A 26,982-nucleotide genomic window follows, 5' to 3' on the forward strand; every position below is an offset into this window, starting at 1 on the left:
CGCCCGGGCCTGTACTGGCTATCATACTATCGGCTATAAGCTAGCGTTGCCGGAACATCCAGCTGCCAGGCGGTGCCGCTGCCTTCACCGCTGCGCACAACCAGGCTGGCATTGATCCTGGCAGCGCGCTCGTACATCCCGCACATGCCCCAATGGTTCTCGCGGCCGCCGTCCTTAAACACCGTGGCGGGAATGCCGATGCCGTTGTCGCTCACGATACAGCGCAATTCCCGCCTGCCGAAGTGGAGCTCGACGTCTATCCTGGTCGCCCTTGCATGGGCACAGGCATTGACCATCGCCTCTGTGAGGATGGCCAGCGCCTCCTTGTGGACAGTTGCGTCAAGCGGGCGGGCGGCGCCGGAAACCGCCAGGTGAACGGGTGCCGCATCGCCATGCTGCAGGCGCGTTGCCGTGGCCAGCACCGCATCCTCGAAACTGAGCTTGCCGATATCTTCCCCGCGCAGTTCGCATATCCGTTCGCGCCCCTCGTTGAGCACCTCGTCCGCCTGCTGCAATGCGCTTTCGATCTGCAGCCGCGCCGCAGCTTGCGCCGGCAAATCGCGCATCGCGGCGTGCACGTGCAGCACGAGCCCCTGCACCGATTGCAGCAGGGTATCGTGCAGTTCACGGGCAATGCGTTCACGCTCGTTGACGCGGGCCTGCAGGCGGCCAGCCATCTGCCTGGCCAGCCGGCTGAGACGCCATCGATAAAGCGCATGGATGGCCGAGAGCAGCAGCAGCGCACACAAGGCCTTGAACCACCAGGTTTGCGTCGCAGTCGGCGCAATCGCGAACTCGACCGTGGTGGCGGCATCGGACCACTTGCCGTTGTAGTCCGTCGCGGTCACGCTGAAATGATATGAACCCGGCCCCAGGTTGCTGTAGTGCGCGCTGCGGCGCGCTCCTGCATCCTGCCATTGCGCGTCGACGCCCTCCAGCCGGTATCGGAAACGCAGGCGTTCCGGCATGGCCAGCGCCAGGGCGGTGTAATCGATCTGCAGCGCGGAACTGCCTGGTGCAAAGCGGATGGGCTGCTGCAAAGGCTTGGCGCTGCCAGGAGGTCCCAGCGTCTTGATGGTGACGGGCAGCCTGGGCGCGGGCGGCAAGGACTCGGCAGGGTCCAGGCGGTACAGGCCGGCGGTGCGGGCGACCCACAGGCGCTTGTCGGACGCCAGTACCAGCGACGGCGTGGGCGCGAAGTAGGGCGCGCTGCCTTCGAGTCCGTCCAGCCGGTCCAGCCGCTCATACTGGACCCGATGACTGCGCATCTGCTCGAATCTGGCGATCTCCGCCCCTGGAATGCGGAACAGGCAGGCAAAAGCGTTCAGCCAGAGATCGCCATTCTCCAGTTCGACAATGCCGGAAATGCCGTGGAATGTTTCGCCGTCGGCGCCGCGGAGCTGGTCAAAACGGTTCGCTGCAAACAATGCCAGGCCCCTCTCGCCGCCAGCCCACACGTGCCCCCCATGCAGGTGCAGCGCCATCACTGTTCCAAGCGCCAGCCCTTCGGCCGCACCGTAGCTGCGCCACGCGGCCCCTTGCACATTGGCCACCAGGCCGGGATGATAGCCGAGCCAGAGTCCGGCGGCATCCGACCGGGCCATCACATTGACTTCGCCCTGCGTGCCTGTCTTTGCCCATTGCCCCAGCGGACTGCGGCGGTACAGGCCATTCTGAAACAGCGCCACAAACAGGCTGTCGTCCTTGTCCGCCAGCAGCGCCTGCACCCTTGCGCCGGCTGCGGCGGGAGGCAAGGCCACCGTCCGGCTGTCCGTGCCCTGGAAACGCCGCAATGCCCCGAATGATGCGCCCCATAATGCGCCATCGCTGGTGCGGGTCACGCTGGTCAGCAGGCTGTCCCAGCCACCGCCGGGCACCTTCCAGCGCGGTGTGACTGTTATCTGGCCGGCCGCGTTTGCAACGGCGTAATAGCTGCCTATCCAGACGCCGGCATGGTCATCGGCGAGCATCGCGCCGCCGATGGCTGCTTCAGGAACATCCAGCCTGGCCACGCGCTTGGGACGAAACCGGTCGATCCCGCTGGAGGTGGACGCCCAAACATTTCCTTCGCGGTCTTGAAAAATGGCGTGCACGGCACGCCCGCTCAAACCCTGGGGCGGCGCGGCGCGGGCTATACCGCGCGCCGTGCGGTATTCGAGTCCTTCCAGCAGGCCCACCCAGAGATCTCCGTCTCGGTCGATCAACAGGCTGCCGGGTTCGCCCAGGGCGCCCCACCGACGGTACTCGGTATTGCGCCTGGGGCCCGTCAGCAGGTTGAGCCGGGCATGCGGCGCATCCCAGCTGACGACATTGCCATCGGGGAGCTCAAACAGCACGCCGGTGCCGCTGCCGGCGTCCACCCTGGCAAACCGCGTTTCGCCCGGCTGGAGGGAATATACGCCAGCATCGCCCTGCGCCCACAGGACGCCGCGCCGATCACGCATCAGTGTTTTGAAGACACCCTCTGCCAATTGCCAGGAGCTGGCCGCCTTGTGCCAGCGGCCACCTTCGAGGTAGAACATGCCAACCGTGGTGGCCGCCCACATGCGGCCACTGCCATCTTGCTCCAGCCCCCAGACGGAGCGATTGGGCAGGCCGTCCTGTTCACCATAACTTCGTATCAGTCCCTGCTGCAGGTAGCTCGCGCCGCCGTTGCGATAGCCTATCCACAGCGCGCCGTCCGGCGCCGCATTGACTATGCTGACGTATTTGGCCGGCAAGGCGGCATTGGCCGGTACAAACTGCTCGAACTGCATGCCATCGAACCGATACAGCCCGCCTGCGCCGCCCAGCCACAGCCAGCCGTCGCTGGTCTGCGTTATCGACAAGATCGATTCCGGCGCGCCATCGCGCGCGCTCCAGCTGGTGTGAAGCAGATTGATTGCAGGGGATGACAGCGCCTGGGCCAGGCAGACCGTGGGCAACACGACGCAGCACAGCATAGCGCAGCAGGCGAGCACGGTGCGGCAACCGCCAAGCAATAGGCGTCTCATCATGTCACACGGAAATTAGTTATATTTTTGCAACGTTTAGCTGCGATTGTATCGAATATTTCTACCCGATAGGGTGTTTGGAAACCTGGCTGATTTGGATATCCTGTGATTTCAACCACAGGAAGTGTCCGCAGGCCTGCGGCGAGCAACCGTTCTGCCCTCTGCGCGGCCTCTTCCGCGCTCACCCAAGGAGAATCGACATGGATTTGCAACTCAACGGCAAGCTGGCGCTGGTCAGCGGCAGCACGGCCGGCATCGGCTACGCGATCGCGTCCACGCTGGCGCAGGAAGGCGCCAGCGTTATCGTCAGCGGCCGGACGCAGGCCGGCGTGGACGATGCGGTGCAGCGCATACGCGACGAGACGCGCGGCACGGTTCACGGCTATGCCGGCGACCTCAGCCAGGCGGACGCTGCAAAGGAAGTGGTGCGGCGTTATCCGGGCATCAGCATCCTCGTCAACAACCTCGGCATCTTTGAGCCGAAGGCCTTCGAAGACATCCCCGACGAGGATTGGCTGCGGTTTTTCGACGTCAATGTCCTGAGCGGCGTACGCCTTGCGCGCCTGGTGCTGCCCGAGATGAAGCGGGCGAACTGGGGCAGGATCATCTTCATTTCGAGCGAAAGCGCGGTGCAGATTCCCACCGAAATGATCCACTACGGCATGAGCAAGACAGCGCAACTCGCCGTCTCGCGCGGGTTGGCGGAATCGGTCGCCGGCACGGGTATCACGGTCAACAGTGTTTTGCCAGGGCCGACCAAGTCGCGCGGCGTTGCCGACTTCGTCGACGATATGGCGCGTGCCAGCGACAAGAGCTTCGAGCAGATCGAAGCGGAGTTCTTCGATAATGTGCGCCCGACTTCCTTGATCAAGCGCTTCGGCACGCCGCAGGAAGTCGCATCGCTGGTGGCCTATGTGGCAAGTCCGCTGGCGTCGGCGACCACCGGCGCGGCGCTACGCGTCGACGGCGGCGTCGTGAAGAGCGCTTTCTAGGATCGCTGCGCGCTTGTCCTTGAAGAAAGCCCAGGCTTCTTCGGCCGCCTCGATGTCGCCGTTCTGGGCGCCGGGGAACCAGGAGAACAGGCCGGGATAGCGTTTCAGCGCGCTGGGCTCGGCATGGCCGCCGCCGTCTATCTTCAGCAGGCGTACTTGCAGCGCGGCGGGGTCGGCGCCCCAGGTGTAGCGCATGACACGGGTGGCGGCGCCGGGCCGGCGCTGCGGGATGGCATCGACCACCGGGTCGCCGTGCAGCCCGGCCAGCCCGCGCCAGACGGCGACGGATTCTTCGACGCTGGTCATCGGCGCGGCCAGCGAGGAGAAGACGGGGAACTGGTAGAGGAACTTGCGGCCGGTGTAGGGAATGAAGGGATCGGCGGTGCCGGCCATGAACAGCACCGGCAGCGGCGTGCGGGGCTGGCCGCAGTTGCTGGCGACCGGCATGGCGGCCAGCACAGCCGAGAACGCCGCCAGCCTGGGCGCGATCTCGGTCGCCGCGCGGTAGGCCATCATGCCGCCCTTGGACACGCCCATCAGGTAGACACGCTCCGGGTCGGCACCGTCCTCGGCGATGGCGCGGTCGATCAGGGCGCCGATCAGGCCGCTGTCATCGGTTTTCGGGTTGGCCGTCACGCCGGCGTAGCTGTCGTTCCAGGCGCGTTCGCCACGGCGCTTGCTGCCGTCCGGGGCGATGACCAGCAGCTGCTCGCGCTCGGCGATTTCCAGCCACAGCGACAGCGGCGAGGGCGGGAAGCTCAGGCCAAGCACCTGCGCGGCCGAGGAGCCGGCGCCGTGCAGCAGGATGACCAGCGGCCGCTTGCCGGCAGCGGCGCGCGACGGCACCGCCTTCAGGAAATGGCGGATGCCTTCGGGACGCAGCAGCGTGCCGGCCTCAACACGCGCCCTGGCGGCCGTGCTGGTATCGCTGCCCTTGAAAAAGCCGCGCAAGCCTTACTCGACCGTCACGGATTTCGCCAGGTTGCGCGGCTTGTCGACATCGGTGCCGCGCGCCAGGGCGGAGTGGTAGGCCAGCAATTGCAGCGATACCACGTGCAGGATGGGCGACAGCTGGCCGTAGTGCTCGGGCATGCGGATCACGTGCACGCCGTCGCCGGAGGTGATGCGCGAGTCGACGTCGGCGAAGACGAACAGCTGGCCGCCGCGCGCGCGCACTTCCTGCATGTTCGATTTCAGCTTCTCGATCAGCGTATCGTTCGGGGCGATGGTCACCACCGGCATTTCCTCGGTCACCAGCGCCAGCGGGCCGTGCTTCAGTTCGCCCGCAGGGTAAGCCTCGGCGTGGATGTACGAGATTTCCTTGAGCTTGAGCGCGCCTTCCAGCGCGATCGGGTAGTGCAGGCCGCGGCCCAGGAACAAGGCGTTTTCCTTGCGCGCGAATTCTTCGGCCCAGGCGATGATCTGGGGCTCCAGCGCCAGCACGGAGGTAATCGCCGACGGCAGGTGGCGCATGGCTTTCAGGTGCGCGGCTTCTTCTTCGTCCGTGAGGCGGCCGTTCACTTGCGCCAGGGTCAGCGTCAGCAGGAACAGCGCGGCCAGCTGGGTGGTGAAGGCCTTGGTCGAGGCCACGCCCACTTCCACGCCGGCGCGGGTGATGTAGGCCAGTTTGCATTCGCGCACCATGGCGCTGGTGGCCACGTTGCAGATGGTGAGCGTGTGTTCCATGCCCAGCGAGCGCGCATGCTTGAGCGCGGCCAGGGTGTCGGCGGTTTCGCCGGACTGCGAAATGGTGACCACCAGGGTGCGCGGGTCGGGCACGGAGTCGCGGTAGCGGTATTCGCTGGCGATTTCCACGTTGACCGGCACCTTGGCGATCGATTCGATCCAGTACTTGGCGGTGGAGCCGGCGTAGTAGCTGGTGCCGCAGGCCAGGATCAGCACGCGGTCGATTTCCTTGAACACTTTATAGGCGCCGTCGCCGAACAGCTCCGGCATGATGCCGGTGATGCCTTCCAGCGTGTCGCCGATGACGCGCGGCTGCTCGAAGATCTCTTTCTGCATGTAGTGGCGGTACGGACCCAGCTCGGCGGCACCGGTGTGAGCGTGCACGGTTTTCACTTCGCGCTCGACGGATTTGCCGTTCACGTCCACGATCCACACTTTGCCCAGCTGCAGGTCGACCACGTCACCTTCTTCCAGGTAGATGATCTGGTTGCTGGTGCCTGCCAGCGCCATGGCGTCGGAGGCGACAAAGTTTTCGCCTTCGCCAATGCCAACGATCAGCGGCGAGCCCTGGCGCGCGGCCACCACGCGGTGCGGTTCCTCGCGCGAGAACACTGCGATGGCGTAGGCGCCGTGCAGGCGCTTGACGGCTTGCTGCACGGTGTCGAACAGGTCGCCGTTGTACATGTGCTCGACCAGGTGGGCGATCACTTCGGTGTCGGTCTGGCTCTGGAACACGTAGCCCAGCGCGGTGAGCTCGGCGCGCAGCTCGTCGTGGTTTTCAATGATGCCGTTATGGACCAGCGCGATGCGCGCGTTGTCCGAGCTGGGCGAGAAGTGCGGGTGCGCGTTGTGCGAGGCGGGCGCGCCGTGCGTGGCCCAGCGGGTGTGGGCGATGCCGGTGAAGCCCTTCAGGCCGGTTTCGTCGACCTGCTTTTCCAGGTCGGCCACGCGCGATGTGCTGCGCGAGCGTTGTAGTTGGCCATCCACGTGCAGGGCAACGCCGCAGGAGTCGTAGCCGCGGTATTCCAGGCGCTTCAGGCCTTCAAGCAGGATGGGGGTGATGTTGCGTTGCGCTACCGCGCCGACAATGCCGCACATAAAAACCTCTTTGCTGGATGAATAGTTAATGAATCCATACTAGAGCAGAGGTGTTGAAATAAGCTTTCTAAATTCAATCGTGCATGAAATATTATTCCACCAGTGTATGATGGTGAAATTAAATTACATTATACGTAAGAATTTTTATGAATATTCCAGAACTGGATGAGGTCGACCGCCGCATCCTCAACATACTGCAAGAGGATGCTGCCATGACGAACGCCGAGCTGGCGCTGGCGGTGCATGTATCCCCGCCCACCTGCTTGCGGCGCGTGAAACAGTTGACGGAAAGCGGAGTGATCCAGCGGCAGGTCGCTATCGTATCACCGGAGAGCGTCGGCGCGCGCCTGACTGCCATCGTGGAGATCACGCTGGATGTGCAGGCGGCCGAGCGCATGGTGGAGTTCGAGCAGCACGTGGCGGGCGACGAGGCGGTGATGCAGTGCTACCGCGTGTCGCCGGGGCCGGACTTCGTGCTGGTGATACAGGTGGCGGACATGGCCGCCTACAACGCGCTGGCGCACCGGCTGTTCGCCGCGCATGCCAATGTGCGCAACGTGAAAACCTACTTCTCCACCCTGCGCAGCAAGTTCGAAACGCGCATTGCGGTCTGAGCGGCGCCGGCTTATACACGCTTATACACGCTTTTCCACCCGGTTATACCAGGCTTATCCGGCGCTTTTCCCACGGTTTTTCACAGGCTTATCAACACGGTTGCGCGGCGCCGGCAGCCGTGTTTGCCGCTGGGCAATCCGGGCTGGAGTTATCCCGGCGTTTCAACAGGCTTGCCCACAAGCTTATGCACAGCCCCGCTTGCTTATCCCGAGTTTTTCACCAGTTTTCCCAGCCTTATTCCGTTGCTTACCCACAAAGTTGTCCACATTTTTTGGTAAACCTGTTTGTTTACACAGTAGAAATGTTCGTAAACGGTATCTCCTTGATATGACTGGCTTGTTACGAAGTTATCCCCGCGTTGCCCCAAGCTTGTCAGATCATTTTCCTCAGGCTTGCCCACATCTTTATCCACAGGAAGCGGACATAAAAAAACGGCGCCTCAAGGCGCCGTCGTAGAAAGCAGTGGCAGTTTACTTCTTGATCTTCACCGGCCGCTTCCAGCCGGGAATGGTGAGCTGCTTGGGACGGGAAATGGTCAGCTGCTCGGCCGGCGCGTCCTTGGTCAGGGTGGTGCCGGCGCCGATGGTGGCGCCGCGCCCCACGGTCACCGGGGCCACCAACTGGCTGTCGCTGCCGATGAAGGCGTCGTCCTCGATCACGGTGCGGAATTTGTTGGCGCCGTCGTAATTGCAGGTGATGACACCGGCGCCCACGTTCACGCGCGACCCCACGGTGGAGTCGCCCACGTAGGCCAGGTGGTTAGCCTTGCTGTGCGCGGCGATCTGGCTGTTCTTGATTTCCACAAAATTGCCGATGTGGACATCTTCCGCCAGCTCGGTGCCCGGGCGCAGGCGTGCGTAGGGGCCGATGATGGACTTGGCGCCCACCACGGCGTCTTCAATATGGCAGAAGGGCTTGATCTGCACGCCGCCGGCGATGCGGGCATTCACCAGCACGCTGTGCGCGCCCACGGAGACCCCGTCGGCCAGCTCGACCTTGCCTTCGAACACGCAGCCGACGTCGATGGTGACGTCGCGGCCGCAGATGAGTTCGCCGCGCACGTCGATGCGGGCCGGGTCCATCACCGTCACGCCGCGCTCCAGCAGCGCCTGCGCGATGTTGAGCTGGTGGATGCGTTCCAGCTGGGCCAGCTGTACCTTGGAATTGACGCCCGCTACTTCCCAGACGCCGCCGGGATTGGCCGACACCACCGGCACGCCGTCCGCCACGGCCTGGGCCACGATGTCGGTCAGGTAGTACTCGCCTTGCGCATTATTGTTTTGCAGCGCGGCCAGCCACTTCTTCAGGCGCGCGGTGGGCGCCACGATGATGCCGCTGTTGATTTCCTTGATGGCCCGCTGCTCGGCGCTGGCATCCTTTTCCTCCACGATGCGGACGATCTGCCCCCCCTCGCGCACGATGCGGCCCAGGCCGTAGGGATCGTCCTGCTCCACGGTGAGGATGCCCAGCTTGTCGGTGCCGGCCGCGTCCACCAGGCGCTGCAGGGAGGCCGAGGTGGTGAGCGGCACGTCGCCGTACAGGATCAGGGTAGGGTGGGCTTCATCCAGCACCGGCAGCGCCTGCATGACGGCATGGCCGGTGCCCAGCTGCGGCTCCTGCAGCGCGGCGGAGATGTCGGTACCAGGCACCTGCTTCTCTTTTTCCAGTTGGGCCAGCACGGCTGCGCCGCCATGTCCGTAAATCACGCATAATTTGGCTGGAGACAAGCCGCGTGCCGTATCGATAACGTGCGACAACAGCGGCTTGCCAGCCAGCGGATGCAAAACCTTGGGCAATGCGGACTGCATACGTTTGCCCATGCCGGCGGCGAGAATAACTACGTTCATAGGCCTACTCAAAAAGTTAAGAATATGGAAAAGTTTAACATGCAGGACAGCAGCAACCGGGGCGCACGGTACATTTTCGTCATCGCCCTGCTGGCCCTGCTGGGCGCGTGCAGCTCGCTGCGCCTGGCCTACAACAACGGCGACACCTTGCTGTTCTGGTGGCTCGACGCCTATGTGGACCTGGACTCGGCGCAGAAGCCGCCGGTCAAATCCGACATCGGCGATTTCTTCCGCTGGCACCGCAAAACCCAGCTGCAGGATTACGCCCAGGTGCTGAAACACGCGCAGCAGCAGCTGCAGGCCAATCCCAGCCTGGCCGACCTGCAGGCCGACTACAAGGAAGTGCGCGCCCGCACCCAGGCCATGCTGCTCAAGGCGGCGCCGGACATCGCCGAGCTGGCACTGTCGCTGAAGCCGGAACAGCTGGAGCAGATGGAGAAAAAGTTCGAGAAGAACAATAGCGAGTTCCGCAAGAAGAACATGAAGGGCGGGCGCGACGAGCAGCTCAAGTTCCGCTACAAAAAGTCCATGGAGCAGTTCGAACTGTGGTTCGGCAGCTTCAGCCGCGAGCAGGAAGCCGTCATCCGCAAGGCGTCCGACGCGCGTCCGCTGGACAATGAGCTGTGGCTGGACGAGCGCATGCGCCGCCAGAAGGGCATCCTGGCGCTGGCGCGCCGCATCCAGCAGGAGAAACCGGCGCCGGCAGCAGCCGAGGCCATGATCCGCGAGCTGATCCAGGAGAACTTCGACCGCACGGAAAAACCGTCCGACCGCAAAGCCTTCTTCGACGCCTACACCAACGGCACCCTGGAACTGGTGTTGACGGCAATCCGCATCGCCACGCCGGAACAGAAGGCGCACGCGCACAAGCGCATGCAGGGCTGGATCGAGGACTTGAATGCACTGGCGACGCAGGCCAAGTAGGGGCTGCGCCCGCATGTTATAGTGCCGCCATGCAAAAGAAGCCCGTCAAAAAACCTGCCAAAGTGCCCGTCCACGGGCCTAAACACAGCAACCAGGTCCGCATTATCGGCGGCGCCTGGAAACGCACCCCGCTGCCCGTGCTCGAAGCGCTGGGCCTGCGTCCCACGCCGGACCGCGTGCGCGAAACCGCCTTCAACTGGATCAGCCACCTGCGCGACGGCGAATGGGCCAGCGCCCAGGTGCTGGACTTGTTCGCCGGCAGCGGCGCGCTCGGCTTCGAGGCCGCCAGCCGCGGCGCCGCCAGCGTCATCATGGCCGACACCAACACCGCCGTGGTGCGCCAGCTGGACGCGGTCAAGGCCAAGCTGAACGCCGCTAATGTGCAGCTGCTGCGCAGCGACGCGCTGGCCACCGCCCAATCGCTGGCCGTGCGCGGCCAGAAGTTCGACCTGATCTTCCTCGATCCGCCCTACCAGCAAGACTTTTTGGCACGCGTTTTGCCGCTCTGCAGCAAATTGCTCAAGGAAAATGGCCTGGTGTATGCCGAGTCCGGCCTGCCGCTGACCTTCGAAGAAGGCGAGCCGCCAGAGTGGATGCAGGGCTGGGACGTGGTCCGGGCTGACAAAGCCGGGATGGTGTTCTATCATTTACTACAGTACCGGGGCTAAGCTGAACCGGGCCTAAGGCGGCCCGGACCTGCGGGGGCGCCTGATTTTCAGGCATAATGCGCGTTCTATGGTGCGTCGCAAGGGAGCCGCAATGGTAGTAGCCGTATATCCGGGAACGTTCGATCCGCTCACGCGCGGTCATGAAGATTTGGTGCGCCGCGCGTCCGGCCTGTTCGATACGCTGGTGGTGGGCGTGGCCGACAGCCAGAACAAAAACCCCTTCTTCTCGCTGGAAGAACGCCTGGAAATCGCCAACGAGGTGCTGGGCCACTATCCGAACGTGAAAGTGGAAAGCTTCTCCGGCCTGCTGAAAGACTTCGTGCGCCAGCACGACGCGCGCGTGATCGTGCGCGGCCTGCGCGCCGTGTCCGACTTCGAGTACGAGTTCCAGATGGCGGGCATGAACCGCTACCTGCTGCCGGACGTCGAAACGCTGTTCCTGACCCCGTCCGACCAGTACCAGTTCATTTCGGGCACCATCGTGCGCGAAATCGCCATGCTGGGCGGCGACGTGTCCAAATTTGTATTTCCTTCCGTCGACCGCTGGCTGCAAAAGAAAATCGCAGCGATCAAGGGCGCGCAGGCGGCGGGCTAAGGATTCACCATGGCTTTACTGATTACCGACGAATGCATCAATTGCGACGTGTGCGAGCCCGAGTGCCCGAATGACGCCATCTACATGGGTGCCGAGATCTACGAGATCGACCCGAACAAGTGCACCGAGTGCGTCGGCCACTTCGACGAGCCGCAGTGCGTGGCGATTTGCCCGGTGGAATGTATTCCGCTCAATCCGGCCTGGATTGAGAGCAAGGAGCAGTTGATGGCGAAATACGAACGTTTGACCGCCGCCAAGACTGACGAGAAGTAAAGGAATGGTATATTTGTCTCCATAACCCCTATGGAGACAACATGACTATTGCCCGCCGTTCCATCCTGAAAAGCACTGCCGCAGCTGCCGCCGTTGCGGTACTGGCGCTGGCCAGCCTGCCATCGTTCGCCGCCGAGGTGGCGGGCGTGAAGTTCGACGACACCGCCACCGTCAACGGCACCACGCTCAAGCTGAACGGCGCCGGCCTGCGCACCAAAGTCATCTTCAAGGTCTACGCGCTGGGCCTGTACCTGCCTGAAAAGAAATCCACCGTGGCCGAGATCCTGGCCGCCGAGGGGCCGCGCCGCGTGAAAATCGTGGTGCTGCGGGAATTGACGTCGGAAGAGTTCGGCAAAGCCTTCATGGCCGGCCTGAACGACAACACCGACCAGGCCGAGCGCAACAAGCTGGCGCCGCAAACCAAACAGTTCGGTGAAATGTTCGCCATGTTCCCCGCCCTGAAGAAGGGCGACGTGCTGACGGTGGACTGGATACCGGGCACCGGCTCGCAGGTGGCGCTGAACGGCAAGAACGTGGGCGGCGCCTTGCCGGACCTGGCGTTCTACAACGCCATCCTGCGCATCTGGCTGGGCGACAAGCCGGTGGACAGCTCGCTGAAGCCTCAGCTGCTGGGTGAAAAATAAAGTTGTTGCGACGCGGCAGACGCGTTCAAGCGCTGGCCGCGCGTCTTGCGGGCGGCGGAAACGGGGATCAGGCGCGGGCGGCCATGGCGCGCAGTTCGGCGGCGTGGCTGGGGGCGTCTTCCATCGCATTCAGCATGCGGTTCAGCATCATGGCGTCCTTCATCAGGCGGCGCTGCAGACGTTCTTCCTTGGTCAGCTTGGGTTTCACCACCAGCAGCAGTGCGCGTGCGATACCGCGCAGCAGGGGCTTGAACAGCAGGAGCATGGCCAGCGCCAGCACGGCGCCCAGCAGGATTTGGATCGCGTCCATGATAGAAATTCCGGTAGTTAAGGCTTGTACAGCAGAAATGAAGGTAGACATTGAAGTTCAGGTGCAATTACAATCAAGTGTAACTATAGTGCGCCGCAACATATAAATCCAATTCCGTTTCCCGATAACAACCATACGAAACGTGAATAAGAGTCCCATCCACCGAGCCGAGTATTTATGAGCTTCCTGACGCTGGACTTGAACTTGCTGCGTGTTTTCGACGCGGTGATGACCGAGCAAAACCTCACCCGCGCCGCCGGCCATCTGGCGATGACCCAGCCGGCCGTGTCCAATGCCATCAAGCGCCTGCGCGAAAGCCTGGGCGACGAACTGCTGATCCGCACGGCTTACGGCGTGAAGCCGACGCCGCGTGCCGAAGCGCTGTGGCCGTCCGTGCGCAGCGCGCTGGCCAGCCTGGAGGCGGCGGTCACGCCGGAGACGTTCGACGTCTCCAAGGCGCACGCCACCTTCCGCCTGGCCATGGCCGACGCCACCGCCGCCTTCTGGCTGCCCTCGCTGATGCGTTCGATCGAACGCGAAGCGCCGGGCGTGAACGTGCGCATGGTGCCGCTGACCACGCGCGAGCCGCGCCCCATGCTGCTGCGCGGCGACGTGGACCTGGCGGTGGGCTTCTTCCCCGGGGTGGCGGCGCAGCTGTCGAGCGACACCAGTTCGCCGATCCGGCACGAGCGGCTGTATTCGGGGCATTACGTGTGCGTGATGCGGCGCGACCATCCGCTGGCCAAGAGCGACCTGACGTTGGAGAACTACTGCGCGGCCAATCACCTGCTAGTGAGTTTTTCCGGCCGCGCACATGGCCTGGTGGACGAAGCGCTGGCGCAGATCCAGCGCGAACGGCGCATTCTCTTGACCGTGAACCAGTTCTTCACTGCCGGCCGCGTGGTGGCCAATTCGGACCTGATCACCGTGCTGCCCAAGCACCTGATCGCGTCCACCGGCATGACGGATGCGCTGATCCACAAGGAATTGCCGTTCACCTTGCCGGCGGTGCACCTGGACATGCTATGGCACGAGCGCGACGCGCGCAGCCCGGCGCACAAATGGCTGCGCTCCAACCTGGAAGGCATGAACAGCGTGGCCCAGCGCACCGCACCGGGGACCACGCCGCGCAACGATACTTACTGAGCGGCGGCGATGTTGGCGACGGTGTGGCGGGTTACGCGCTTTGCGCTAACCCGCCCTACGGTCTTGCATGGATATCATGTAGGGCGGGTTAGTGCGGAGCACGTAACCCGCCGATGCGCCGCCGATGCGCCGCCCCTCAGTGCGCAGCCGACCGGTAGCCGATGCGGAAGCCACCCCAGTGCTGGCCATTCACGAAAATCGGCGCCGACAGGTCGTGCATCACCTCGCCCGTATCCCGCTTGTAGGTCTGCAGCAGGAACGGCTTGGTGTTCGAGCCGCAGCGCTTGCCCGTGCGGTCGCTGAAGATGCGCTTGGTGCGGTTGTTGACGATGTCGACGTCGTAATTGCCCGTCAGCGGCTGTGAAAACTTCTTGTTATGCGTGGGGAAGTAGCCGTTGTTGTCCACCGCGCCCGCATACGCCAGGTGCGGCATGCGCGCCAGCAGGCCTTCCTGCAAGTCCGGCAGCACGCGGTCGGTAAAGGCATCGAACTTGGTGGTGTGCTTGGGCGGGTCGGTGTTCGGGATCGGCGTGTAATGGCGGTCGAACAGCGCGGCGTGCGTGATCTTGCCGCTGGCGATGGCCGCTTCAAACAACTTGCCCACATCCCTGGCCGCCGCCTGCGCCGCCGCGCGGATTTCATCGTGCGCGGTTTCGACGTCCGCCATGCCCAGCGCGGCCGTAATGACTTCGGCACGCTCAGCGAGCGCCATGGCCGAGCCGGCGGCGCGCGGCAGTTCGGCATCGGTGGACAGCATGCTGTCGCGGATCTGCGTGATGGCGTCGGCAATCACGCGCGTAGTCTCCACGTGCTCGCGCGACGCCTGCGCGATCTGCCCGATCTCTTTTTCCGACACCCCGGAGGACTGCTCGATGCTGCTCAGCAGCCCGTGCACCGTCTCCACGTTGCCCGCGGCCTCGCTCACCATGCCGGCCAGCGACGCCATGCCCGCCGTGGCCGACACAGCCTGCTCGTTAATCGCGCGCACCATGGCGCTGATCTCGTCGGTCGCTTCCTTGGTGCGCTGCGCCAGCTGGCGCACTTCGCCCGCCACCACGGCAAAGCCGCGCCCCTGTTCACCCGCGCGCGCCGCCTCGATGGCGGCGTTCAGCGCAAGCAAGTTGGTGCGCGCGGAGATTTCGGTGATCGCTTCGGTGAAGCCGTAGATGCGCTTGGCCTTCTCCTGCAGGCTGACCATGGTGGCGGAAGCCTGCTGCGCGTCGCCCCGGGCGCGGCTGATGCGTTCCAGGCCCTGGTCGACCTCGGCGCGGCCGGTCTCGGTTTCGGCGCGGACCCGGGCCGCCACTTGCGCGGCGCGCTCGGCGTTGGCCGCGATCTGCTCGGTGGCGCGCGCGTTGTGGCTGGAGCTGGCCACGATCTCGCTGGCCGTGCGCACGTCGCTTTCAATCTTCTTTTTGACGGAATCGACGAAGTAGGATGTCTCCGCCGCGCCGATCATGATGGCGTCGATTTCCTCGCCCACCGTGTGCGCGAAACGGCGCGTGCCGTCTTCGCCGCTGCCGGCCGCCGCCTGCGCCAGCTGGGCCGTCAGCGCCGCCACCAGGCCCGCCAGCGTGGCTTGCCAAAGCGAACCAGCGCCAGCCTGTTGTGCCACCCATGCTGCGAGAGCGCCTGCCGCCGTGGCGCCGAGTATCCGTAAAATATGTCGCACCTGCTTGTGCTGCACCTTCATCTGACCTCCCCTTTAGCGGCGTAGGCTTGCCTATCAATTATTTGATCGGCAGCTTGCTCGTGTTTTTGACTTCTTCCATCACAGCATAAGTATGGGTTTCGCGCACGCCTTTTTGCAGCAAGGTCTTGCCCAGGAATTCGCGGTAGGCCGCCATGTCCTTGACGCGCGCCTTCACCAGGTAGTCGAAGCCGCCCGCCACCATATGGCATTCGAGCACTTCGGGGATCACCTGGACGCTATGTTTGAACGCATCAAAGACTTCGGGCGTGGTACGATCTAGCACGACCTCGATAAACACCAGCAGCGACACATCCAGCAATTGCGGGTTGAGCTGGGCGGTGTAGCCCATGATGTAGCCGGACTCGTGCAGCTTGCGCACCCGCTCCAGGCAGGCCGCCGGCGACAGGTTGACACGCGCGGCGAGCTCCACATTGCTGATGCGCCCGTCGCTCTGTAGCTCCATCAGTATCTTCTTACTGATCTTGTCCAGCATGAGTTATCCCCCTCAAATTATATTTGGTTAAATTCTCTCATCAAAAACTATGTATGGCTAGTCTTTAGTAATACCAGAATTAATCCAGAAGAATTCCCTCTACAATCGAATCATTAGCAGCGCCAACGCAGAATTGACAATTACGCTCGCCGAGCCTGGTGCCGGACGGGCGTTTTTACTGTGTGGGCGTTGAAATCCTCATTGTAGAAAGCCTTTCATGCAAGCAGCCAACCCGGCTCCGGCCACTCCGTTCTCCACCCTGCAAACCGAAATCCTGCGCGAACCCAGCCCGCAGCGCGCCGCCATCACCGCCGCCTACCGCCGCGACGAAGCCGGCGCCGTACAGTGGCTGCTGGGCCAGGTGCGCGAAAGCGGCACCGCCGAAGCGCAAGCGCTGGCGCACCGCCTGGTGTCGGCGGTGCGCAAGGAGCGCACCCGCGCCTCCGGCGTGGACGCGCTGATGCACGAGTTTTCGCTGTCGTCCGAAGAAGGCGTGGCGCTGATGTGCCTGGCCGAAGCGCTGTTGCGCATCCCCGACAGCGCCACCGCCGACCGCCTGATCGCCGACAAGATCAGCAAGGGCGACTGGCGCAAGCACCTGGGCGAATCGCCTTCCATGTTCGTCAACGCCGCCACCTGGGGCTTGCTGGTAACGGGCAAGCTGGTCGGTTCGAGCAGCGAGCAGGGCCTGGGCTCGGCCATCACGCGTCTGATCGCCAAGGGCGGCGAACCACTGATCCGCAAAGGCGTGGACCTGGCCATGCGCATGCTGGGCAACCAGTTCGTCACCGGCCAGACCATCGATGAAGCCATCAAGAACGGCCAGCCCAACGAAGCACGCGGCTACCGCTATTCCTACGACATGCTGGGCGAGGCGGCCTTGACCGAAGCGGACGCGGCCAACTACTACGCCGCCTACGAAACCGCCATCCACGCCATCGGCCGCGCCTCGGACGGACGCGGCATCAAGGACGGCCCCGGTATCTCGGTGAAACTGTCGGCGCTGCACCCGCGCTACTCGCGCGCCCAGCATGCCCGCGTGATGGAGGAACTGCTGCCGCGCCTGACCCAGCTGGTGCTGCTGGCCAAGCAGTACAACATCGGCCTGAACATCGACGCGGAAGAAGCGGACCGCCTGGAACTGTCGCTGGACCTGATGGAAGCGATGGCCTTCAACCCGGCGCTGGAAGGCTTCGACGGCATCGGCTTCGTGGTGCAGGCCTACCAGAAGCGCTGCCCCTTCGTGATCGACTACCTGATCGACCTGGCCAAGCGCAGCGGCCGCAAGTTCATGGTGCGGCTGGTGAAGGGTGCCTATTGGGACGCCGAGATCAAGCGCGCCCAGGTGGACGGCATGCCCGGCTACCCGGTCTACACGCGCAAGGTGTACACCGACGTGTCCTACCTGGTGTGCGCGCAGAAGCTGCTGGGCGCCACCGACCGCATCTTCGCCCAGTTCGCCACCCACAACGCGCAAAGCCTGGCCACCATCTACACCTGGGCCAAGGAAGCGGGCGTCACCAACTACGAATTCCAGTGCCTGCACGGCATGGGTGAATCGCTGTACGACCAGGTGGTGGGCAAGGACAACCTGGACAAGGCCTGCCGCATCTACGCCCCGGTGGGCTCGCACGAAACGCTGCTGGCCTACCTGGTGCGCCGCCTGCTGGAAAACGGCGCCAACTCGTCCTTCGTGAACCAGATCGTGGACGAAGCGATTCCGGTGGAATCGCTGATCAAGAACCCGATCGAGGCCGCGCGCGAGCAGGGCGGCTTGCCGCATCCGGCCATCCGCCTGCCGCTGGACCTGTTCGGCGCCGAGCGCCGCAACTCGGCCGGCCTGGACCTGTCCAATGAAGACGTGCTGCGCCAAGTGGCCGCCACCCTGGCCGAGCCGCGCAGCTGGAGCGCCGGGCCGCTGCTGGCGGGCGCGCTGACCATAGGCCAGCCCTCGCAAGCCGTGATCAACCCGGCGCAGCGCAGCGACGTGGTGGGCACGGTCACCGAGGCGACCGCAGCCGACGTCGACAGCGCGCTGGCCAGCGCCAGCGCCTATGCCATGGACTGGCAGACCACCGAACCCTCGCTGCGCGCCGCCGCCCTGATGCGCGCGGCCGACCTGTTCGAGCAACACATGCTGGAACTGATGGCGCTGGCCATCCGCGAAGCCGGCAAATCGCTGCCCAACGCCATCGCCGAAATCCGCGAAGCGGTGGACTTCCTGCGCTACTACGCGCAGCAGGTGGGCACGTCCGCCAACACCCTGGCGCTCGGTCCCGTGACGTGCATCAGCCCGTGGAACTTCCCGCTGGCCATCTTCACCGGCCAGGCCGCCGCCGCGCTGGCGGCCGGCAACGTGGTGCTGGCCAAGCCGGCCGAACAGACCCCGCTGATCGCCCACCGCGCGGTGGAACTGATGCACCAGGCCGGCATCCCGCGCGCCGCGCTGCAATTCCTGCCGGGACGCGGCGAAGTGGTGGGCGCCGGCCTGTGCAACGATGCGCGCGTGAAAGGCGTGATCTTCACCGGCTCCACCGAGGTGGCGCAGCTGATCAACCGCACCCTGGCCAAGCGCTCGGTGGCCGAAGGCGCGGACATCCCGCTGATCGCCGAGACGGGCGGCCAGAACGCCATGATCGTCGACTCCTCCGCGCTGCCCGAGCAAGTGGTGCAGGACGCGATCTCGTCCGCCTTCGACAGCGCCGGCCAGCGCTGCTCGGCGCTGCGCGTGCTGTTCCTACAGGAAGACATCGCCGACAAGACCATCAAAATGCTGAAAGGCGCGATGAGCGAGCTGAACGTCGGCAGCCCGGACCGCCTGGTCACCGACATCGGCCCGGTGATCGACAGCGAAGCGCAGCACAACCTGCTGAACCACATTGAAACGATGAAGAAGTCGGCGGTCAACCACTTCTCCCTGAACGTGCCGGTGGCAGCGGCCGGCACCTTCGTGCCGCCCACCGTGCTGGAAATCCGCTCGCTGGACGAGCTGAGCAAGGAAGTGTTCGGCCCCGTCATGCACGTCATCCGCTACAAGCGCGCCGACCTCGGCAAGATTGTCGAGCAGATCAACGCCAGCGGCTACGGCCTGACCCTGGGCGTGCATTCGCGGATCGACGAAACCATCGACTTCATCACCGCCCGGGCGCACGTCGGCAATATCTACATCAACCGCAACATCGTCGGCGCGGTGGTGGGCGTACAGCCCTTCGGCGGCGAAGGCAAATCGGGCACCGGCCCCAAAGCCGGCGGCCCGCTGTACCTGAAGCGGCTGCAACGCGGCGCCGTCACGCCCGCCCAGCACGCCCGCCTGGCCACCCCGGCGCTGGACGCGCTGGAAGTGTGGGCCAAGGGCAAAGGCCGCGAGCGCCTGGTATCCCTGGTCGACCAGTACGCCCACAGCACCGCCCTGGGCAGCACCATCGAACTGCCGGGCCCAACCGGCGAACGCAACACCCTGAGCTTCGCCCCGCGCGGCAACGTGGTCTGCCTGGCCGACACGGCCGACGTACTGCTGAACCAGATCGCGGCGGTGCTGGCAACCGGCAACCAGGCGGTCGTGGTATCGAAATCCCTGCCGGACGACCTGCCGGCAGCGGTGCTGGACCAGGTCAAGCAGGCGGGCACGCTCGCCAGCATCGATTGCAGCTTCCAGGTGGCCCTGGTTGAGTCCGCCCTGGCCCCGGGTGTACGCGAAGCGCTGGCGGCCCGTGACGGGGCTCTGGTGGCCGTTGTCGACACCTCGGCGGACGACGCCCTCCCCCTGTGGCGCCTGGTCGCCGAGCGCGCCCTGTGCGTCAACACCACGGCCGCCGGCGGCAACGCCAGCCTGATGACCCTCGGCGCCTGATTCCCCGCCCCCTCCCGCAAAGCCAGGCACCCCGCCTGGCTTTTTTTTAATCAAAAATGGGGTCAGGGTTAATTAATTCGGCAATATTTCCCCCGAAATGGGGTCAGGGTTAATTAATTTTGCAATTTTTGCCCATGGCTTAAGGCTAACTGAGCAGTGCTTGCGCCGCGTCATGGCAGCCCCACGCTGCCGGCCTATGCTGGCCAGATGGCCCGCCCTCCCCGAATCCAGCTCGACGACGTCCCACTGCACCTGGTGCAGCGCGGGCACAATCGTGCCGCCTGCTTCTTCGATAACGAAGACTTCGAGTTCTATCTCCATTGGCTGGGCGCGGCCTTAGTCGAGCACGAGTGCAGGCTGCACGCCTACGTCCTCATGACCAACCACGTGCATTTGCTGCTGACACCGCCTCGTCACGGCTGTGTTGCAAAGCTGTTCATGTCGATTGGCCGGCGCTACGTCCGTTTCATCAACAAAAAATACGGCCGGAGCGGCACGCTGTGGGACAGCCGCTATCGCTCCTCGCTGGTGCAGGCAGACGACTATCTGATGCACTGCTACCGCTACGTCGAGCTCAATCCGGTGCGCGCGCACATGGTGCAAGCGCCAGGTGAGTACCGGTGGAGCAGCTTTCGCGCTAATGCACTGGGAGAACGCCATCCCCTGATTACGCCGCATCCGCTGTTCACAGGCCTCGGCAAGTACCCGGATGAGCGCCGCGCGGCCTACCGCAGCCTCTTCGGCCACCACCTCAGCGACGATCTCCTGCACACCATACGCAACGCCCTGAACCACAACAAGCCTGTGGGTAATTCCGACTTTCTCCACAAGGTCGAAGAACTGACCAAAATCGCATGCACAGTCAACCCGCCTGGCAGGCCACGCTCCCAAAAATAACTGACCCTGACCCCATTATCGAAGCAAGGGTTGTGGGTAAGTGGGCATTTGTACACAGGCGAAAACTAACCCTGACCCCATTTTCAGTGGGGGACGCAGAAGTTTTTCACGATGCCGTAGGCGTAGCGGGAGGCGACCGTTTGGACGAAGTGCATGAAGTCGATGGCGGCGTCTTCGTTGGCGTTGTCGGAGATCGTGCGGATGACGCCGAAGGGGATGCCAAGCTCGAAACACACTTGGGCGACCGCTGCGCCTTCCATTTCCACGGCCAGCAGTTCGGGTAACGCGTCTTTTATGGCGGCGAGCTGGCTGCGTTTGTTGATGAATTGGTCGCCACTGGCGATCAGGCCACGGTGAATTTGCGGGCTGCCGGGCTCGTTTTGCAGAAAATCGCGCGCGGCAGCGGTTAGCCGGCGCGTCAGTTCGCGGTCGCTGGCGATGTGGGACTGGCCGGTCAGGGGGATTTCGAAGCGCGAAAACAGGGGGCTGGCGTCCATGTCGTGCTGGACCAGGCTGTCTGCCACGACGATATCGCCGACTCTGACGCCTAGATCTCCACTTCCAGCGACGCCGGTGAAGACGATGTGGGTAACGTCGAACTTTTCCACAAGGATGCTCGCAGTCATTGCAGCGGCTACTTTGCCTATACGGGACAGTACGCAGACTACGTCTGTATTCCAAAGCCTGCCAACAGTGTAGTCGCGCATGCCGTGGCTGGCCTTGATGGGGCTTTCCATGGCGTCTATCAGTCCGTGTTGCTCTTCAGCGAGTGCGCTGATGATGCCAAGACGCATTTTTCCTCCGTTTTTCCGCTTCGCGTGTTTTTATAGGTTTACAACAAGAATATATATAAAAAATAGTAGTAGATAGTAAACCGGCGTTTTTTTGTGGATAAGTCTGTTAACAACCTAAAAATCAGGGGTTTACAGCGTTTACAAGCACCTGAACAAGCATTGTATCCAGGCAGGACGACTTCTGGACAAGATTTTCGACGTGCAGAAGTGGGCCGTTTACGCACAACTCATCCTGTGGATATACATGACCTTATCCACATTCCTTGTTTTGCAGGCATTTTGATCTGCAGGTCTATGCCGGCAAATCTGTGGCCTTCTTAGTTTGTTAACTAAAGCTTTTATATAAATTGATAGTAATAGTAAACGTTGCCTAGACTGTGGATAACCACGTTAACTGCTGAAAAATCATGGGGTTGGAGAAAAGATAAGGTGCTGGACAAACGCTGTACCAATGCAGGGGCAAAACTTGGATAAATTTTGGCCGGTGGACAATCTACTTCCTTACGCACATCTCGCCCTGTGGATATCCATAGACTTATCAACAGCCTGGCTGCCAACGTGGGCCTGATCGCTTGACCGGAGGCTAGCGGGCGCGATGATGCGGCGGTTTAGGTGAACAGCTTGGTCGATATGTGCCCGGCGAGGCGTTGGGCAGGGCAGTCCAGCTTGGCCGTCAGGATCGCAAACCGATGATTGCAAGAATTGCCAGAATGATCAGCAGACAGGAAAGCCTGCAGACGCGATGATCAGCTTTGTACGGGATGAGGTGCTTTTTGGCGTTGCCTGGATTCCGACGCCGCCGTTCGTTGCTGAAGTACCGCGGCTCAGGTATTTGGTTTACTTTAAAGCTGTGTATACAAAATAATAGTAGTTGTTAACGTCGTCACATTTCTGTGGATAACCGGGTTAACTGGATTAGAATCAGTCGTTTGCATCTTGTACAACGCGACGCGTAAACGGTGTACGGCGGAAGGACTGTATCTGGACAATTTTTGACGTCCAGCTTGTCCCTTCGCTTACTCACAAACCATGCCTGTGGATATCCATATAGTTATCAACAGGCCCCAGGAGGCTGTCATGGAGTTGCTGTCCCTGTTTCCCCATCCCATCATCCAGGGCCCAACGGCCGGCGGCGGCAATACGCCCGAGCAGGTCGCGGCCGTGTCGAATGCCGGCGCGCTGGGTTCGCTGGCTGCTTCGCTGCTGTCGCCGGATGCCTTGCGCAGCCAGGTGACGGCCATCCGCGCGCTGACGGACCGGCCGTTCTTGCTGAATTTCTTTGTCCAGGGAACGCCGGCCCCCGCCGCTGCGGATGTGCAGCGCGCCAAAGACTTGCTGAAACCTGTGTACGCGGCGCTGGGCTGGGATGAATTGCCTACGCCGGCCAAATGGTGTGAGGATTTCGCCGCGCAGTTTGAAACGCTGCTGGAATTGCGCCCCGCCGTGGCCAGTTTCACCTTCGACATCCTGACGCCGGACCAGGTGGCGCGGCTGCACGCGGCTGGCATTGCCGTAATCGGCACGGTGACCACGATCGCGGAGGCGCTGGCCTGGCAGGCGGCCGGCGCGGATGCCGTGGTGGCGTCCGGCGTGGAGGCGGGCGGCCATCGCGGCACCTTTATCGGCGCGCAGAAGGATGCCACGCTGACCACGTTCGAATTGCTGCCAGCGGTGGTGGCGGCGGTGCGGATACCGGTGATCGCGGCCGGCGGCATCATGGACGGCAAGGACATCAAGCGCGTGCTGGCGACGGGCGCCAAGGCGGTGCAAATGGGCACCGCTTTCCTGGTGACCAACGAATCGGGCATCCACCCGGCGTACAAGCAAGCCTTGCTGACGGCCGGCGAGCGCCCGACCCGGCAGACGCGCGCGTTCTCGGGCCGTTATGCGCGCGGCCTGGAAAACCGGTTCATGCTGACCATGGCGGAGGTGGAGCTGGAGGTGCCGGCTTATCCGGTGCAGAACGCGTTGACCGGCAGCATTCGCGCAGAGGCGGCGCGGCGCGGCGATACCGAGTGGATGTCGCTGTGGTGCGGTAGCAGCGTGGACCGCGCGCGCGGCATGCCGGCGGCGCGGCTGGTGGAAACCCTGGTCAGGGAAATGCAGGCCGACTGAGCAGCCTTTTAGTAGTGAAAAGTAGCGGAAGGAGTGGATTTTGGAATCTGCAGGACAGTTCGACTACATCATCATCGGCGCCGGCACCGCCGGCTGCGTGCTCGCCAACCGCCTCACGCGCGACAAAGACGTGCAAGTGCTGCTGATCGAGGCGGGCGGCAAGGACGATTATCTGTGGATCCATATCCCGGTAGGTTATCTGCACTGCATCAACAATCCGCGCACGGATTGGCTGTACCGCACGGAGGCCGACCCCGGCCTGGGCGGGCGCAGCCTGATTTATCCGCGCGGCAAGGTGCTGGGCGGCAGTTCTTCCATCAACGGCATGATTTACATGCGCGGCCAGGCGGGCGACTATGACCGCTGGGCCGATGCCTGCGGCGACGATAGCTGGCGCTGGGATGCGGTGCTGCCGCTGTTCCGAGCCAGCGAGGACCATCATGGCGGCGCCAGCGATTTTCATGGCGCGGGCGGCGAGTGGCGGGTGGAAAAACAGCGTTTGTCGTGGCAGATCCTGGACGCCTTCCGCGATGCGGCGGAGCAAACCGGCATTCCTAAGGTGGACGATTTTAATCGTGGCGACAACCTGGGCTGCGCCTATTTCGAGGTGAACCAGAAGCGGGGCATCCGCTGGAACACGGCCAAGGCGTTCCTGAAAGCGGCCACCAACCGGCCCAACCTGACCCTGATGACCGGCTGCCACGTGGAAAAGCTGCTGGTGGAGCAGGGCGGCGATGGCGCCGAAGGCCCGGTGTGCAAGGGCGTGCAGTTCACCGGCGGCGGGAAGTTGTGGCAGGCACATGCCAGCCGCGAAACCATCCTGGCCGCGGGCGCGGTGGGCTCGCCGCAGCTGCTGCAGCTGTCGGGCATCGGCCCGGCAGGCATGCTGCACGAGCTGGGCATTGCGCCGGTGGCGGACTTGCCTGGCGTGGGCGGCAACTTGCAGGACCACTTGCAGCTGCGCATGGTGTTCAAGGTGAGCGGCGTGAAGACGCTGAATGTGCTGGCCAGTAACTGGTTCGGCAAGATGCGCATCGGCATGGAGTACGCCATGTTCCAGAGCGGGCCGATGTCGATGGCACCGTCGCAGCTGGGGGCGTTCGCCCGCTCGGACGCCGATCAGGCCACGCCCAATCTGCAATATCACGTGCAGCCGCTGTCGCTGGAGAAGTTCGGCGACCCCCTGCATGGCTTTCCGGCATTTACCGCCAGCGTGTGCAATCTGCGCCCCACCTCGCGCGGCCATGTGCGCGTGGCCAGTGCGGATTCCTATGCGCCGCCCAAGATCACCCCGATGTATCTGAGCACGCCCGAAGACCGCCAGGTGGCGGCGGATGCGTTGAAGCTGACGCGCCGTATCGCCGCCGCGCCCGCGCTGGCGCGCTACCTGCCGCAGGAATTCAAGCCCGGCCCGGCGTTCCAGACCGACGAGGAACTGGCGGCGGCGGCCGGCGCCATCGGCACCACCATCTTCCACCCGGTGGGAACTTGCCGGATGGGACGAAAAAACGACACTTTGGCCGTGGTGGACAGCGAATTGCGGGTTCTCGGTGTAGCCGGACTACGGGTGGCGGATGCGTCCGTGATGCCGTTTATCACGTCCGGCAACACCAATTCGCCGACCATCATGATCGCCGAGAAGGCCGCGCAGATGATACGTTCCACGTGGAAATCGCCCTGAATGTCCCGCCTGGTTTGAGCCATATCAAGTGCCCTGGTTTGTAGCCAAACTTGCTAGCTTGATGGTATTTATACTGTATTGTTCACGTTTTTTTTTGTGTGTATGATCGGTTGAAAATTTGGCAGTTTATAAAGAATAACCAGGAGATACGATGTCAAACTTCATCTTGGAAACAAGAAATTTGACCAAGGAATTCAAGGGTTTTACTGCTGTTAACGACGTGAATTTGAAGGTCCAGCGCGGCCACATCCACGCCCTGATCGGCCCAAACGGGGCCGGCAAAACCACCTGCTTCAACCTGCTGACCAAGTTCCTGGTGCCGACCTCGGGCCAGATCCTGTTTAACGGCAAGGACATCACGGCCGCCAAGCCGGCGCACATCGCGCGCATGGGCGTGATCCGTTCTTTCCAGATTTCCGCCGTGTTTCCCCACCTGACCGTGCTGCAGAACGTGCGCATCGGCCTGCAGCGCCAGCTCGGCACCACTTTCCATTTCTGGCAGAGCGAACGCTCGCTGGACCAGCTGAACGCGCGCGCCATGGCCTTGCTGGCCGAGGTGGACCTGACCGAGTTCGCCGACACCGTCACCGTGGACATGCCTTACGGCCGCAAGCGCGCGCTGGAGATCGCCACCACCCTGGCCATGGAGCCGGAACTGATGCTGCTGGACGAACCGACCCAGGGCATGGGCCATGAGGACGTGCACCGCGTAACCGAGCTGATCAAGAAAGTGTCGGCCGGCCGCACCATTTTGATGGTGGAACACAATATGAACGTGGTATCCGGTATTTGCGACAAGATCTCGGTGCTGCAGCGCGGCGCCATGCTGGCCGAGGGCAGCTATGCCGAGGTGTCGAAGAACCCGCAGGTGATGGAAGCCTACATGGGCACCGAAGCCGCCGAACTGGTGGGGGCGCACTGATGGCGGCCGCACTGGAAATCAGCAATCTGCAGGCGTGGTACGGCGAATCGCACATCCTGCACAACGTGAACGTCACAGTGCAGCCGGGCGAAGTGGTGACTTTGCTGGGCCGTAACGGCGCCGGCCGCACCACCACGCTGCGCGCCATCATGGGCCTGACGGGCGCCCGCAAGGGTTCCATCAAGGTCAATGGCGTGGAAGCCATCGACCTGCCGACCCACAAGGTGGCCCACCTGGGCATAGGCTATTGCCCGGAGGAGCGCGGCATTTTCGCTTCGCTGTCGACCGAGGAAAACCTGCTGCTGCCGCCCCAGCTGGCCACCGGCGAGAAGGGCATGCCGATCGAGGAAATCTACGCCATGTTCCCCAACCTGGAAGAGCGCAAGCACAGCCAGGGCACCCGCCTGTCCGGCGGCGAGCAGCAGATGCTGGCGGTGGCGCGCATCCTGCGCACCGGCGCCCGCCTGCTGCTGCTGGACGAGATTTCGGAAGGGCTGGCGCCGGTCATCGTGCAGGGCCTGGCCCGCATGATCACCACCCTCAAGGCGAAGGGCTACACCATCGTCATGGTGGAACAGAATTTCCGCTTCGCCGCTCCGTTGGCGGACCGGTTTTACGTGATGGAGCATGGTCAGATCGTCGAGACCTTTGCTGCATCGGAGTTGAGCGCAAAGATGCCAGTGTTGACCGAACTGCTCGGCGTCTGATTTTTACCGTACCACTACAAAACCCTTAGGACGGAGACA

At 63.2% G+C, this 26,982-nt stretch carries 22 protein-coding genes; 14 read left to right on the forward strand and 8 right to left on the reverse strand.

The window, feature by feature from the left end:
- Positions 1 to 26: 26 nt before the first annotated feature.
- The gene (locus ASC94_RS21665; RefSeq protein WP_082616736.1) at positions 27 to 2,996 is read right to left on the reverse strand and encodes a sensor histidine kinase; all 2,970 of its coding nucleotides are present in this window, start codon (positions 2,994 to 2,996) and stop codon (positions 27 to 29) included.
- Between the two features lie 197 nt (positions 2,997 to 3,193).
- Between ASC94_RS21665 and ASC94_RS21670 the strand changes: the two genes are divergently transcribed.
- The gene (locus tag ASC94_RS21670) at positions 3,194 to 3,985 is read left to right on the forward strand and encodes an SDR family NAD(P)-dependent oxidoreductase (protein ID WP_056400438.1); all 792 of its coding nucleotides are present in this window, start codon (positions 3,194 to 3,196) and stop codon (positions 3,983 to 3,985) included.
- Here ASC94_RS21670 and ASC94_RS21675 read toward each other — a convergent pair.
- Entirely contained in the window at positions 3,947 to 4,936 is a 990-nt protein-coding gene (locus ASC94_RS21675) for a PHB depolymerase family esterase (protein WP_056400441.1), read from the reverse strand. The two genes, ASC94_RS21670 and ASC94_RS21675, sit on opposite strands and share 39 nt — an antisense overlap.
- 3 nt (positions 4,937 to 4,939) lie before the next feature.
- Positions 4,940 to 6,769 (reverse strand): glutamine--fructose-6-phosphate transaminase (isomerizing), encoded by a 1,830-nt coding sequence (gene glmS, locus ASC94_RS21680; RefSeq protein WP_056400444.1) that lies wholly within the window; start codon positions 6,767 to 6,769, stop codon positions 4,940 to 4,942.
- A 146-nt stretch (positions 6,770 to 6,915) separates the two neighbouring features.
- Between glmS and ASC94_RS21685 the strand changes: the two genes are divergently transcribed.
- Positions 6,916 to 7,383, forward strand: a complete 468-nt coding sequence (locus tag ASC94_RS21685; protein ID WP_056400450.1) for an Lrp/AsnC family transcriptional regulator — start codon at positions 6,916 to 6,918, stop codon at positions 7,381 to 7,383.
- Positions 7,384 to 7,854: 471 nt separating this feature from the next.
- Here the strand turns inward: ASC94_RS21685 and glmU are convergent, their stop codons facing one another.
- Entirely contained in the window at positions 7,855 to 9,231 is a 1,377-nt protein-coding gene (glmU, locus tag ASC94_RS21690; RefSeq protein WP_056400453.1) for a bifunctional UDP-N-acetylglucosamine diphosphorylase/glucosamine-1-phosphate N-acetyltransferase GlmU, read from the reverse strand.
- 24 nt (positions 9,232 to 9,255) lie between these two features.
- On the opposite strand from glmU, the gene ASC94_RS21695 reads away from it, so the two are divergent.
- The 5 genes from ASC94_RS21695 (at position 9,256) to ASC94_RS21715 (ending at position 12,335) form a co-directional block, all read left to right on the forward strand.
- Positions 9,256 to 10,155 (forward strand): DUF6279 family lipoprotein, encoded by a 900-nt coding sequence (locus ASC94_RS21695; RefSeq protein ID WP_229417369.1) that lies wholly within the window; start codon positions 9,256 to 9,258, stop codon positions 10,153 to 10,155.
- 29 nt (positions 10,156 to 10,184) lie between these two features.
- On the forward strand, positions 10,185 to 10,823 hold the full coding sequence (rsmD, locus tag ASC94_RS21700; RefSeq protein ID WP_056400456.1) for a 16S rRNA (guanine(966)-N(2))-methyltransferase RsmD: 639 nt from the start codon (positions 10,185 to 10,187) through the stop codon (positions 10,821 to 10,823).
- A 91-nt stretch (positions 10,824 to 10,914) separates the two neighbouring features.
- A complete protein-coding gene (gene coaD / locus ASC94_RS21705) occupies positions 10,915 to 11,418 on the forward strand; it encodes a pantetheine-phosphate adenylyltransferase (protein WP_028833720.1) in 504 nt (167 codons plus the stop codon).
- Between the two features lie 9 nt (positions 11,419 to 11,427).
- A complete protein-coding gene (locus tag ASC94_RS21710; RefSeq protein WP_056400459.1) occupies positions 11,428 to 11,691 on the forward strand; it encodes a YfhL family 4Fe-4S dicluster ferredoxin in 264 nt (87 codons plus the stop codon).
- 41 nt (positions 11,692 to 11,732) lie between these two features.
- Positions 11,733 to 12,335 (forward strand): chalcone isomerase family protein, encoded by a 603-nt coding sequence (locus ASC94_RS21715; RefSeq protein WP_229417370.1) that lies wholly within the window; start codon positions 11,733 to 11,735, stop codon positions 12,333 to 12,335.
- Between the two features lie 67 nt (positions 12,336 to 12,402).
- On the opposite strand, the gene ASC94_RS21720 is transcribed toward ASC94_RS21715, so the two are convergent.
- Entirely contained in the window at positions 12,403 to 12,645 is a 243-nt protein-coding gene (locus ASC94_RS21720; protein ID WP_229417371.1) for a hypothetical protein, read from the reverse strand.
- Positions 12,646 to 12,822: 177 nt separating this feature from the next.
- Here ASC94_RS21720 and ASC94_RS21725 point away from each other — a divergent pair, with 177 nt between their 5' ends.
- The gene (locus tag ASC94_RS21725) at positions 12,823 to 13,791 is read left to right on the forward strand and encodes a LysR family transcriptional regulator (RefSeq protein ID WP_056400465.1); all 969 of its coding nucleotides are present in this window, start codon (positions 12,823 to 12,825) and stop codon (positions 13,789 to 13,791) included.
- A 136-nt stretch (positions 13,792 to 13,927) separates the two neighbouring features.
- Here ASC94_RS21725 and ASC94_RS21730 read toward each other — a convergent pair whose 3' ends face one another.
- Together ASC94_RS21730 and ASC94_RS21735 are read right to left on the reverse strand one after the other, a co-directional pair.
- On the reverse strand, positions 13,928 to 15,484 hold the full coding sequence (locus ASC94_RS21730) for a methyl-accepting chemotaxis protein (protein ID WP_056400468.1): 1,557 nt from the start codon (positions 15,482 to 15,484) through the stop codon (positions 13,928 to 13,930).
- A 37-nt stretch (positions 15,485 to 15,521) separates the two neighbouring features.
- On the reverse strand, positions 15,522 to 15,977 hold the full coding sequence (locus tag ASC94_RS21735) for an Lrp/AsnC ligand binding domain-containing protein (protein ID WP_028833852.1): 456 nt from the start codon (positions 15,975 to 15,977) through the stop codon (positions 15,522 to 15,524).
- 217 nt (positions 15,978 to 16,194) lie between these two features.
- On the opposite strand from ASC94_RS21735, the gene putA reads away from it, so the two are divergent.
- Both putA and ASC94_RS21750 read left to right on the forward strand, forming a co-directional pair.
- Positions 16,195 to 19,827, forward strand: a complete 3,633-nt coding sequence (gene putA / locus ASC94_RS21740; RefSeq protein WP_056400471.1) for a trifunctional transcriptional regulator/proline dehydrogenase/L-glutamate gamma-semialdehyde dehydrogenase — start codon at positions 16,195 to 16,197, stop codon at positions 19,825 to 19,827.
- A 156-nt stretch (positions 19,828 to 19,983) separates the two neighbouring features.
- A complete protein-coding gene (locus ASC94_RS21750; RefSeq protein WP_157201543.1) occupies positions 19,984 to 20,724 on the forward strand; it encodes a transposase in 741 nt (246 codons plus the stop codon).
- An 83-nt stretch (positions 20,725 to 20,807) separates the two neighbouring features.
- Here the strand turns inward: ASC94_RS21750 and ASC94_RS21755 are convergent, their stop codons facing one another.
- Entirely contained in the window at positions 20,808 to 21,518 is a 711-nt protein-coding gene (locus ASC94_RS21755) for a 5'-methylthioadenosine/adenosylhomocysteine nucleosidase (RefSeq protein ID WP_056400479.1), read from the reverse strand.
- Between the two features lie 1,077 nt (positions 21,519 to 22,595).
- Between ASC94_RS21755 and ASC94_RS21760 the strand changes: the two genes are divergently transcribed.
- From ASC94_RS21760 to ASC94_RS21775, 4 genes are all read left to right on the forward strand, one after another.
- On the forward strand, positions 22,596 to 23,633 hold the full coding sequence (locus tag ASC94_RS21760) for a nitronate monooxygenase family protein (protein WP_157201544.1): 1,038 nt from the start codon (positions 22,596 to 22,598) through the stop codon (positions 23,631 to 23,633).
- A gap of 40 nt (positions 23,634 to 23,673) precedes the next feature.
- Positions 23,674 to 25,314 (forward strand): GMC family oxidoreductase, encoded by a 1,641-nt coding sequence (locus ASC94_RS21765; RefSeq protein WP_056400483.1) that lies wholly within the window; start codon positions 23,674 to 23,676, stop codon positions 25,312 to 25,314.
- Positions 25,315 to 25,465: 151 nt separating this feature from the next.
- Entirely contained in the window at positions 25,466 to 26,236 is a 771-nt protein-coding gene (locus ASC94_RS21770) for an ABC transporter ATP-binding protein (RefSeq protein WP_056400486.1), read from the forward strand.
- Positions 26,236 to 26,943, forward strand: a complete 708-nt coding sequence (locus ASC94_RS21775; RefSeq protein WP_056400489.1) for an ABC transporter ATP-binding protein — start codon at positions 26,236 to 26,238, stop codon at positions 26,941 to 26,943. The genes ASC94_RS21770 and ASC94_RS21775 overlap by 1 nt, the downstream gene beginning before the upstream one ends.
- Positions 26,944 to 26,982 lie beyond the last annotated feature (39 nt).

It is taken from the genome of Massilia sp. Root418 (assembly GCF_001425265.1).
GTDB lineage: Bacteria > Pseudomonadota > Gammaproteobacteria > Burkholderiales > Burkholderiaceae_D > Rugamonas.